This is a genomic window from Bradyrhizobium amphicarpaeae (genome assembly GCF_002266435.3).
In the GTDB taxonomy this organism is placed as follows: domain Bacteria; phylum Pseudomonadota; class Alphaproteobacteria; order Rhizobiales; family Xanthobacteraceae; genus Bradyrhizobium; species Bradyrhizobium amphicarpaeae.
The window spans coordinates 6322961-6334163 of the sequence record NZ_CP029426.2; the positions used below are offsets into that span (position 1 = coordinate 6322961).

Annotated in this window: 9 protein-coding genes; 3 read left to right on the top strand and 6 right to left on the bottom strand. The window is 63.0% G+C overall.

All coding sequences use genetic code 11. The annotated features are described in order from the left end of the window. Window positions 1–4: 4 nt before the first annotated feature. The 5 genes from CIT40_RS29695 to CIT40_RS29715 all read right to left on the bottom strand — a co-directional run bounded on the left by CIT40_RS29695 (window position 5) and on the right by CIT40_RS29715 (window position 6864). On the bottom strand, window positions 5–1183 hold the full coding sequence (locus CIT40_RS29695; RefSeq protein WP_094892840.1) for an ABC transporter permease: 1179 nt from the start codon (window positions 1181–1183) through the stop codon (window positions 5–7). Continuing rightward, on the bottom strand, window positions 1183–2292 hold the full coding sequence (locus CIT40_RS29700) for a microcin C ABC transporter permease YejB (RefSeq protein WP_094892841.1): 1110 nt from the start codon (window positions 2290–2292) through the stop codon (window positions 1183–1185). Before CIT40_RS29700 ends, CIT40_RS29695 begins: the two co-directional genes overlap by 1 nt. Window positions 2293–2294: 2 nt before the next feature. After that, on the bottom strand, window positions 2295–4181 hold the full coding sequence (locus tag CIT40_RS29705) for an extracellular solute-binding protein (RefSeq protein WP_094892842.1): 1887 nt from the start codon (window positions 4179–4181) through the stop codon (window positions 2295–2297). A 14-nt stretch (window positions 4182–4195) separates the two neighbouring features. Then, window positions 4196–6097 carry an extracellular solute-binding protein gene (locus CIT40_RS29710; protein ID WP_094892843.1) on the bottom strand — a complete coding sequence of 634 codons (1902 nt, stop codon included), beginning with the start codon at window positions 6095–6097 and terminating at the stop codon, window positions 4196–4198. A gap of 212 nt (window positions 6098–6309) precedes the next feature. Then, window positions 6310–6864 (bottom strand): c-type cytochrome, encoded by a 555-nt coding sequence (locus CIT40_RS29715; protein WP_094892844.1) that lies wholly within the window; start codon window positions 6862–6864, stop codon window positions 6310–6312. A gap of 234 nt (window positions 6865–7098) precedes the next feature. Here CIT40_RS29715 and CIT40_RS29720 point away from each other — a divergent pair, with 234 nt between their 5' ends. Beyond that, on the top strand, window positions 7099–7839 hold the full coding sequence (locus CIT40_RS29720) for a 3-deoxy-manno-octulosonate cytidylyltransferase (RefSeq protein ID WP_028142117.1): 741 nt from the start codon (window positions 7099–7101) through the stop codon (window positions 7837–7839). A gap of 39 nt (window positions 7840–7878) precedes the next feature. Beyond that, window positions 7879–8739: a prephenate dehydratase gene (locus CIT40_RS29725; RefSeq protein ID WP_094892845.1), complete on the top strand. Its 861-nt coding sequence runs from the start codon at window positions 7879–7881 to the stop codon at window positions 8737–8739. Window positions 8740–8864: 125 nt separating this feature from the next. Here the strand turns inward: CIT40_RS29725 and CIT40_RS29730 are convergent, their stop codons facing one another. Beyond that, window positions 8865–9881, bottom strand: a complete 1017-nt coding sequence (locus tag CIT40_RS29730; RefSeq protein WP_094892846.1) for an LLM class flavin-dependent oxidoreductase — start codon at window positions 9879–9881, stop codon at window positions 8865–8867. Window positions 9882–10281: 400 nt separating this feature from the next. On the opposite strand from CIT40_RS29730, the gene metF reads away from it, so the two are divergent. Continuing rightward, on the top strand, window positions 10282–11202 hold the full coding sequence (metF, locus tag CIT40_RS29735; protein WP_094892847.1) for a methylenetetrahydrofolate reductase [NAD(P)H]: 921 nt from the start codon (window positions 10282–10284) through the stop codon (window positions 11200–11202). Window position 11203: the final 1 nt, after the last annotated feature.

An 11203-nucleotide genomic window follows, 5' to 3' on the forward strand; every position in this document is an offset into this window, starting at 1 on the left:
CGGCCTACCTGAATGTTCTGCGCGGATCGAAGGCGTCGCGCACGGCTTCGCCGATGAAGATCAGGAGCGACAGCATGATTGCGACCGAGAAGAAGCCGGAGAAACCGAGCCAGGGCGCCTGCACATTGGACTTGGCCTGGGACAGCAACTCGCCCAGCGAAGGTGATCCCGGCGGCAGGCCGAAGCCGAGGAAATCGAGCGCCGTCAGCGTCATCACCGAGCTCGACACGATGAAGGGCAGGAACGTCATGGTCGCGACCATCGCGTTCGGCAGCAAGTGGCGGAACATGATGACGGGATTGGAGACGCCGAGCGCCCGCGCCGCCTGGATGTATTCGAAGTTGCGCCCGCGCAGGAATTCGGCCCGCACCAGACCGACCAGAGAGACCCAGGAGAACAGCAGGAGGATGCCGAGCAGCACGAAGAAGCCGGGCACGAGTACCGAGGACAGGATCAGGAGAAGATAGAGCGAGGGAATCGCCGTCCAGATCTCGATGAAACGCTGAAAGATGAGATCGACCCGGCCGCCGAAATAGCCCTGCACCGCCCCCGCTGCGATGCCGATGACGGACGAGACGATCGTGAGACAAAGGCCGAACAGCACCGAGATGCGGAAGCCATAGATCAGCCGCGCGACCACGTCGCGCCCCTGATCGTCCGTCCCGAGCCAGTTATATTCGAGGTCGCGGCAGCTCTTCAGCCCCTTCTTCTCCACCACCGGCTTGCATTGCGCTTCCGTGAGCATCCAGGTCGGCGGCGACGGCGCCGGCGTCGGCAGGTCGAGATTGTGGGTGTCGTAGGAGTAGCGGATCAGGGGCCAGAGGATGCTGCCACCCTTGTCCTTGATCAGCTTCTGCAAATAGGGGTCGCGGTAGTCCGCCGCGGTTTCAAAGTCGCCGCCGAAGGTGGTTTCCGAATAGGTCACGAAGGCGGGCCAATAGAGATGGCCGTCGAACTTGATCAGGAAAGGCCGATCGTTGGCGATCAGCTCCGCGAACAGCGAGAGCACGAACAGGGCGATGAACAGCCAGAACGACCAATAGCCGCGGCGGTTCGCCTTGAAGTTCTGCCACCGCCGCCTGTTGAGCGGCGAAGGCGCGAAGGGCTTGCGCGTGATCGGAACGACCTCGCCCAGCGGGGACTGGGCCGTGGTCTCGATCGGCGTCGGCGCGGTAATCGTCATCAGACCTCCCGCGCCTCGAAATCGATTCGTGGGTCGATCCACATATAGGTCAGGTCGGAGACCAGATTGATCACGAGGCCGACGAGCGAAAAGATGTAGAGCGTGCCGAACACCACGGGATAGTCGCGGTTGAGCACGCTCTCGAAGCTGAGCAGCCCCAGCCCGTCCAGCGAGAAGATGGTCTCGATCAGGAGCGAGCCCGAAAAGAACGCGTGGATGAAGGTGCTGGGAAAGCCTGCGATCACGATCAGCATCGCATTGCGGAAGACGTGCCCATAGAGCACGCGGTTCTCGCTGCAGCCCTTCGCGCGCGCGGTCATCACGTATTGCTTGCGGATTTCGTCGAGAAACGAGTTCTTGGTCAGGAACGTCATGGTGGTGAAGGCACCGAGCCCCATGGCGATCAGCGGCAGCGTCAGATGCCAGAAATAATCGATGATCTTCCAGTACCAGGGAAACTCCGACCACCCGTCGGAGGTCAGTCCGCGCAGCGGGAACCAGTTGAAGAAGGAGCCGCCGGCGAACAGGATGATCAGGAGAATCGCGAACAGGAAGCCGGGTATCGCGTAGCCGAGCACGAGCACGGTCGAGGTCCAGGTGTCGAAGCGCGTTCCGTCCTTGACCGCCTTGCGGATGCCGAGCGGGATCGAGATCAGATAGGTCAGGAGCGTCAGCCAGAGGCCGAGCGAGATCGAGACCGGCAGCTTCTCCTTGATCAGCTGGAGCACGCTGACGTCGCGGAAATAGCTCTTGCCGAAATCGAACCGGGCGAAATTCCAGACCATCAGCGCGAAGCGCTCCGGTGCCGGCTTGTCGAAGCCGAACTGCTTTTCCAGCTTCTTGATGAAGTCGGGATCAAGGCCCTGCGCGCCGCGATATTTCGAGTTGATGGCATCGCCGCCGGCCCCCAGCTGCCCCGGCGCGCGCTGCGCAAAATCGCTGCCGCCGGAAATGCGCGAGGTGCCGCCGGTGTCGGCCCCCGAGAGCTGCGCGATCACGCGCTCGACGGGCCCGCCCGGCGCGAACTGCACAACGACGAACGAGACGAACAGGATTCCGAGCAGCGTCGGGATCATCAGAAGGATGCGGCGGGCGATATAGGCGCTCATGATTATTTCGCCTGCTCGAGCTTGGCGGCCTTGGCGGGTTCATGCCACCAGACATCGGGCGCGCCGACGCCGTTGGCATAGCGCGGCAATTTCTGTGGATGGCCGAACTGATCCCAGTAAGCCAGCCGATGGGTCTTGGCGTACCACTGCGGCACCCAATAGCGGCCGGCGCGGAAGAGGCGATCGAAGGCGCGGCAGGCGACCGTCAAATCCTCACGGCTGTCGGCGGCCATGATCTTCTCGATCATGGCGTCGATGGCCGGGCTGGCAATGCCCGCGAGATTGTACGATCCCTTGGTTGCCGCGACCTGCGACGAGAAGAACGCGCGCATGGCATCGCCTGGTGTCGCCGACATGCTGAAGCGCTGGATCGTCATGTCGAAGTCGAAATCCTCCACGCGCGCGCGATATTGCACGGCGTCTACGAGGCGGAGACTTGCCTCGATGCCGAGCGTTGCCAAATTCTTGATATACGGCGCGTGATGCGGCTGAAGCGAGGGCTCTTCAGCCAGGAACTCGATCTTGAACACCTCACCGCTCGGCAACATCCGCTTGCCATCCTTGATTGGATAGCCGGCTTCGTTGAGCAATTGCTGCGATTTGCGCAGGAGAGCGCGATCCTGTCCCGATCCGTCCGAAACCGGCGGCGAAAAGGGCGTTGCGAACACTTCGTCGGGAACCTGACCGCGAAACGGCTCGAGCAGCTTCAGCTCTTCCGGCGACGGAGGCCCGTTGCTCGCCATGAGATCGGAATTCTGGAACGGCGACACCGTGCGGGCATAGGCGCCGTACATGATGGTCTTGTTGGTCCATTCGAAGTCGAAAGCATCGATCAGGGCTTCGCGCACGCGCGGATCCCTGAATTTTTCACGTCGCGTGTTGATGAACCAGCCCTGCGCGCCGGAGGGTGTCTCGTCGGGCACGACCTCGATCTTGACACGTCCCTCCTTGACTGCGGCGAAATCATAGCGCGTCGCCCAGATGCGGGACGTGAACTCCTCGCGGTAGAGATAGTTCTTGCCGGTGAACCCCTCGAAAGCGACGTCGCGATCGCGATAGAACTCATAGCGCACGATGTCGAAATTATAGGTGCCGCGGCAGGGCGGCAGATCGGCGCCCCACCAGTCCTTCACCCTCTCATACTCGATGTAGCGATTGACCTCGAACTTGCCGACCTTGTACGGACCCGAGCCCAGCGGGATCTCCAGAGACGTTTCATCGAACGGGCGGGACGCGTAGTACGACTTCGAGAAGATCGGCAGGCTCGCGGCATAGAGTGGCACGTCACGCGCGCGCCCCTTGGCAAAGGTCACGACGAGCGTTGCATCGTCGGTGGCTTCCGCGCTGACCATGTCGCGCAGCTGCACGAGGATCAGGGGATGTCCCTTCGTCTTCAGCGCCATCAGCGAGAACGCCGCATCATGCGCGGTGAGCTTCGTGCCGTCGTGGAATTTCGCCTCCGGCCGCATGGTAAAGCGATAGACCAGCCGATCCGGCGATATCTGAACGGATTTGGCCGCGAGCCCATACATCGCATCAGGCTCGTCGTTCGCGCGCACCATCAGCGGCGCGAAGGTCATGTCCATGCCTTGCGCGCCGTCGCCCTTCAGGATGAAGGCGTTGAGCGAATTGAAGGTCTGGTAGGATTGGTTATAGGCGCGTACCGACGGAATGAGCGAGAACGTGCCGCCTTTCGGCGCATCGACCTTGACGTAGTCGAAATGGTGGAAGTCGGCCGGATATTTGAGATCGCCGAAGGCCGAAATGCCGTGCGCCTCAACCCCGCTTTCGGATGCATGCGCACCACGCAGCAGCTGCGCATTCAGCGACGCACCGACGGCGCCGCCGACACCCAGGGACAGCACGTGGCGGCGTGACATCTGCGTCATGCGGGGAGCGTCCTTCACGATTTCTTTGCGATCCGCGCCGCCTTGTCTGCGTCGTACCACCAGATGAACGGGAAGCCGGACTGACCGTATTTGGGCAATTCAGCCGGACGGCCGAAACGATCCCAGCGCGCGGTGCGCACTTTGTTATACGTCCATTGCGGCACGACGTAGTGATTCCACAGCAGCACGCGGTCGAGCGCCTTGGTTGCGGCGACGAGATCGTCGCGATCTTTCGCGAAAATCACACGATCAATCAACTTGTCGACTGCCGGATTTTTGATCCCGGCTATATTGTCAGACCCCGCGACGTCGGCATTCTTAGCGCCCCAACGTTCCCGTTGCTCGTTGCCGGGAGACTGCGACTCCCCCCAGGACTTTGTGACAACATCGAAGTCCCATTCCCGCAATCTGTTCTCGTACTGTGTCGGATCCACGGTCCGTACGCTGACGGCGATGCCGAGCCGTTCCAGCGATGGCTTGTAGAACAACGTGATCCGCTCGAAACTCGGATCCGAATTCAAGAGTTCGAGGGTGAATTGGGCGCCGGTCTTGATGTCGGTCATCTTTCGGTCGCGCACTTCATAGCCGGCCTCCTTGAACAGGCGTAGCGCCTCGCGGAGATTGTCGCGCACCCGCTCCGGATTGCCGCCGACCGGGTTGCTGTAGGCGGTGGTGAAGACCTCCGCCGGCACCTCGGCACGAACGGTCTCGAGGATCTCGAGCTCCTTGCCTTGCGGCAGGCCGGTCGCCATCAGTTCCTCGATGCCGTCGAAATAGCTCACGACGCGCTTGTACTGGCCGTAGAAGATCTGCTTGTTCATCTCCTCGAAGTCGAACGCATAGTTGAGCGCACGCCGCACGCGGGGGTCGCTGAACTTGGCGCGGCGCAGGTTCGGCACGAAAGCCTGCATCACGCCCGAGCTGCGATTGGCGAACTCTTCCAGGATCACGCGCTTTTCGGTCACGGCCGGGAAGTCGTAGGCGGTCGCCCAGTTCTTCGCGCTGTTCTCGGTACGCCAATCGACCTGGTCGGCCTTGAACGCCTCGATCGCGACGGTGGCGTCGCGGAAATATTCGTAGCGCAGCTCGTCGAAATTGTTGCGGCCGACATTGGCGGGCAGATCGCGGCCCCAGTAGTCCTTGACGCGCTCCAGCGCGATCGACCGTCCTGCGACAAAGTCCTTGACCTTGTAGGGACCGGAACCAAGCGGCACCTCGAGCGTGGTGGCGGACACGTCGCGCTTGCGGCCTTGCGCGTCGGTCCCTTCCCACCAATGCTTCGGCAGGACAGTGAGCTGCCCGACGATCTGCGGCAACTCGCGATTACCCGGCGCGTCGAACACGAACTTCACCTCGCGCTCGCCGACCTTCTCGGCCTTCACCACATGGCTGTAATAGGCCGAGTACATCGGGTGGTGCTTCTTGAAGGAATCGAGCGAGAAGATCACGTCGTCGGCGGTAACCGGCTTGCCGTCGTGCCATTTGGCCTGCGGGCGCAGGCGGTAGGTGACGAAGGAAAAATCATCGGGATGGCTGGCGGCCTCGGCCAGCGCGCCATATTCGGTCGAGACCTCGTCGAGCGAGGGCGTCGTGAGGGATTCGTAGATGAATGCGACGGCACCGGCGACCTGCCCCTTCACACCCGACACGACGATATTGAAATTATCGAAGGTGCCGACCGCGATCTGCCGCGCGACGCCCCCCTTGGGCGCTTCCGGATTGACGTAGTCGAAGCGCTTGAAGTCGGCGGGATATTTGACCTTTCCGAACAGCGACAACCCGTGGCGCCAGGATGGCTCATTCGCCGCTTGCGCTTCGGCACTGCCGATGACGGAGAAGCCCGCCACGGAACCGAGGGCGGGAAGCGCTGCAACCGCAGTGCCGGTGAGCAGGAGATCGCGTCGGGTAATGGCCAAATCAATAGTCCTGTCTTGAAGGAGGCTACCCCTTTAAGGTCCCAATATAGGCGAGGTTTCGACCGAATATGTTGCTTTTTCCTCATCTTCGGAGGCCGGGCGGCCTGTCGGATGCGGCCAAACGCCCCGATAAACTCACCGCGAGGCCCGGATAAGGAAACGGCCAGGCTTCTCAGCCTGGCCGCATATTCCAAGATCGATACCGAGGCGCCTTATTTCGCCGCGGTCGGTAGCGGCTTCGGGCTGTCGGAGAGGCTGTTCAGGTACGCGATGACGTCGGCGCGCTCGGAATCCTTCTGGATACCCGCGAAGCCCATCGCAGTGCCGGGAACGAAGCCCTTGGGATTGGCGATGAACTTGTTGAGATCGTCGATCGTCCAGGTGCCGCCCTTGGCCTTCATCGCCGCCGAGAAGTTGAAGCCGTTGCGGCCTTCGCCCCGGTGGTCGCCGACGACGCCATAGAGGTTCGGACCGACGCGGTTCGGGCCGCCCTTCTCGAAGGTGTGGCAGGCGCCGCACTTCTTGGCGGCCGCCGCGCCCTTCTCGACGGAGGCGGTCTGGAGCAGCTTTTCGATCGGCTCGGCGGGCGCGGCGGCAGCGCCGCCTTCCTTGCCATGGCCGGCATCTTCCTTCACGGCGATCTCGAAACCCGGCTTTTCCGGCATCTTGGGCGAGAACAACGCATTGGCGGTGAAGCTCGTCACCAGCAGAAGGAGACAGGTGCCGAGCACGGCACCGAGAATCTTGTTGAGTTCGAAAGAGTCCATTTCCGGCCAGGCCCCACACCGCAAGAAGGATCGAGCGGCCGGGCGGCCGCCAGGACGAGCCTCGGGAGAATCAATCGTTCCCTATCGTTTCCCCGAGTTTTGCCATTGAGATATCGGTTTGCCCGGGGTCTGGCAACCCGTATAAGCGACCCCGCTTTCGGCCCGTCCCCACTCCATTTCCCGGCGCGGAAAACGCCCCCTTTCCAGGCTCCTGACTCCGGATCTCCAGACCCAATGATCGATCCCCGCATCCTGGTGCTGATCCCGGCCCGCATGGCCGCCACCCGCCTGCCCGGCAAGCCACTCGCCGATATCGCGGGACTGCCGATGATCGTGCACGTGTTGCGCCGCGCCGAGGCCGCCGGCATCGGCCGGGTCGCGGTCGCGACCGACACACCCGAGATCGCTTCGGTCGTGACGGCCCATGGCGGCGAGGCCGTGATGACCAGCCCGACACACCCCTCCGGCTCCGACCGCATCCACGAGGCCATGCAGAAGCTCGATCCGGACGGCAAGGCCGAGATCGTGGTCAATCTGCAGGGCGATTTCCCGACGATTACGATCGACAACATCCGCGAGGTGCTGCCGCCGCTGCAGGACCCGGCCGTGGACATCGCGACACTGGCCTCGCAGATCCACACCGAGGAGGAAGACCTCGCCCCGAGCGTCGTGAAGGCGATCGGAACCTCGCTCGGCGGCAAGCGCATGCGCGCACTTTATTTCACCCGCGCCACCGCGCCGACCGGGGACGGACCGCGTTACCACCATATCGGCCTGTACGCCTATCGCCGCGCCGCGCTGGAGCGTTACGTTTCGCTGCCGCCCTCGCCGCTGGAATTGCAGGAGAAGCTCGAACAGCTCCGGGCGCTGGAAGCCGGAATGCGCATCGACTTCACCATCGTCGACACCGTGCCACGCGGGGTCGACACGCCGGCAGACCTGGAAACCGCCCGCAGCATCCTTTCCAAATCCTGAGCCGCTGTTACAAGGCCGACCCAGGAGCACTTTTAAGACATGAGCAAGATGAAGATCGCATTCCAGGGCGAGCCCGGAGCCAATTCCCACATCGCCATCGTCGAGGCCTATCCCGACGCCGAGCCGTTGCCCTGCGCCACCTTCGAGGACGCGCTGTCGGCGATCTCGTCGGGTGAGGCCGATCTCGGCATGATCCCGATCGAGAATTCGGTCGCCGGCCGCGTCGCCGACATCCACCATCTGCTGCCGGCCTCCGGCCTCTTCATCGTCGGCGAATGGTTTCTCCCCGTGCGGCATCAGCTGATGGCGGTGAAAGGGACCAGGCTCGAAGACATCAAGAGCGTCGAGAGCCATGTCCACGCGCTCGGTCAGTGCCGGCGCATCATCCGCAAGCTCGGCATCAAGCCGATCGTGCACGCCGACACCGCCGGCAGCGCCCGCGACATCTCCGAGCGCAACGACAAGACGGTGGCCGCGATCGCCTCCCGCCTCGCCGCCAAGATCTACGGCCTCGACATCCTCGCCGAGGACATCGAGGACGAGGCCCACAACACCACCCGCTTCGTGGTGCTGGCGCGCGAGCCAAAATGGGCGGCGCAAGGCTCCGGCCCGCTGGTCACGACGTTTGTCTTCCGGGTGCGCAATCTGCCGGCCGCGCTCTACAAGGCGCTCGGCGGCTTTGCCACCAACGGCGTCAACATGACCAAGCTCGAGAGCTATATGGTCGATGGTAATTTCTTCGCCACGCAATTCTACGCCGACGTTGACGGCCATCCCGACGACAAGGGCCTCGCCTTCGCGATCGAGGAGCTGAAATTCTTCTCGCGCGAATTCCGTATCGTCGGAGTGTATCCCGCCCACCCCTTCCGCGCGACCTTCAGCGAAGCACAGCAGGATTAGTCTCGTGTCCCGGACGCGCGAAGCGCGAGCCGGGATCCAGGAACTGCGAGCCTCGGAGCAACCATAGGCCCCGGCTCAGCAGCGCATGACTGCGTGCTGCGCTGCGTCCGGGGCACGAGAGCGGCTTATGCCGCGCTCTTCACCAACCCAAACGCCTCCGCAAGCAGCGAATACGACTTTTTCCGCGCCTCGTGATCGTACACCGCCGTGATCACCATCAGTTCGTCCGGCTTGCTCGCCTCGATCAGCAGCTGCAGCTTCTTCTGCACCGTCGCGGGGCTGCCGACGAACAGACGCGAACGGTTGCGCAGGATCGAGGTGCGCTCGGCGTCGGAGTAAGGATAGGCCAGCGCCTCCTCGACGCTCGGCAACGGCAGATATTGACCGCGGTCGCGACGCAGCCGGTTGAGGTCGAACGAAGAGGCAAGCTGTTCGGCCTCCTCGTCGGTATCGGCGGTGATGACGGCGACCGCGAGGATGGCGTGTGGACTTGCACGCCAGGCCGAAGGCTGGAAGCGGTTGCGATAGTGCACCATCGCATCGACCGCGTCGTGGGACGCGAAGTGATGCGCGAAGGCGAAGCCCATGCCGACTTGCGCGGCCAGCTCCGAGGAATAATCGCTGGAGCCGAGCAGCCAGATCGGCGGCAACCTGGTGTCGTCGGGCATGGCAACGACGTTGTGGTAAGGGTGCCCTGCGGGAAATTCGCGGGTCTCCCACAGAATCAGTTCGTGCAGCCGCTCCAGGAAATCGTCGCCCTCGCGGCGGTCGAGCCGGCTGCGCAGCGCATAGGCCGTCGCGCCGTCGGTACCGGGCGCGCGACCGAGGCCGAGGTCGATGCGGCCGGGAAACAGCGCTTCCAGCATCTTGAAGCGTTCGGCCACCACCAGCGGTGCATGATTGGGCAGCATCACGCCACCGGAGCCGACGCGGATATTCTGCGTCACCGCTGCGATCTGCCCGATCATGACGTCGGGCGCCGGGCTCGCGACCGAGGCGAGGTTGTGGTGCTCGGCGAGCCAGTAGCGGACATAGCCGAGCCCGTCGATGTGGCGCGCGAGATCGATGCTGTTGCGCAGCGCCGCGGCGGGTTTTGTGCCTGTGGTGACGACGGAGAGGTCGAGGACTGAGAGCGGGATCATGGCGCGCTAACCTAGTGAAGGACCGGGCGGCGACAATGGGGTGGCTGCGCAGGTCTGACGTGTGCAGGTCGCGAGCCGAGGCCTCCAGGTCAAAGCGGGTTGATTGGGCCAATTAACGTCCACGTAACAAAACATTCCTTCTGCCCACAGCCGATATTGCCTCCAAACTCAGTCTCCCTATTCAATATATCATTGATACTTATATATTTCTCTCATATTGCCATTCGCCCACCAAAGTCAGCTTACAACAAATAATTCGACTATTATCGGCACAAGTGGGCGATTTCCCATCCCTGATGGGCTGTCGATCAAACCGCCTTTGCCCTATCTTAGGCTCTCCCAAGCTAGACCTGACCGTCGGCCGCCAGGATCTGGCGACACATCTGGAGCGAGTGGTGCCATGACCGATCTGACGATTCCTGCCCGAGCCAACGGGCAAGACGGGCACCTGAAGCGGCCTGCGATCTCCTTCGAATTCTTTCCGCCCAAGACGGAAGACATGGAGCGCAATCTCTGGGAGACCATCAACCGGCTCGCCCCGCTCGACCCGAAATTCGTCTCGGTGACCTATGGCGCCGGCGGCTCGACCCGCGAACGTACCCATTCCACCATTGCCCGCATCCTGAAAGAGACCGCGCTGCTGCCGGCGGCGCATTTGACCTGTGTCGGCGCCTCGCGCGGCGAGATCGACGAGATCGTCGACCGCTATCACGAGGTCGGCGTCCGCCACATCGTGGCCCTGCGCGGCGATCCCGCCGGCGGCATCGGCACGCCCTATTCCAGCCATCCCGACGGCTACCAGAGCTCGGCCGACCTCGTCGCCGGCATCAAGAAGCGGCACGGCGACGTCGAAGTGTCGGTGTCGGCCTATCCCGAGAAGCACCCCGAAGCGCGCGACTTCGATGCCGACATCGACACGCTGCAGGCCAAGGTCGACGCCGGCGCGACCCGCGCGATCACCCAGGTGTTCTTCGACAACGACCTCTACTTCCGCTACCTCGACCGCGTCCGCGCGCGTGGCATCGAGATTCCGATCGTGCCAGGCATCATGCCGATGCACAATTTCAAGCAGGCGCGCAATTTCGTCACCCGCGCCGGAACCACCGTGCCGGACTGGTTCGCCGCGAAATTCGAGGGCCTCGATGACGACGTCGAGACCCGCAAGCTGGTGGCCGCGACCGTTGCGGCCGGCCAGGTGCAGAAGCTCGCCAAGAACGGCGTCGACACCTTCCATTTCTACACCATGAACCGCGCCGATCTCGTATTCGCGATCAGCCATTTGCTCGGCATCCGCGCCAAGAGCGCGCAAAAGGCGGCGTAAG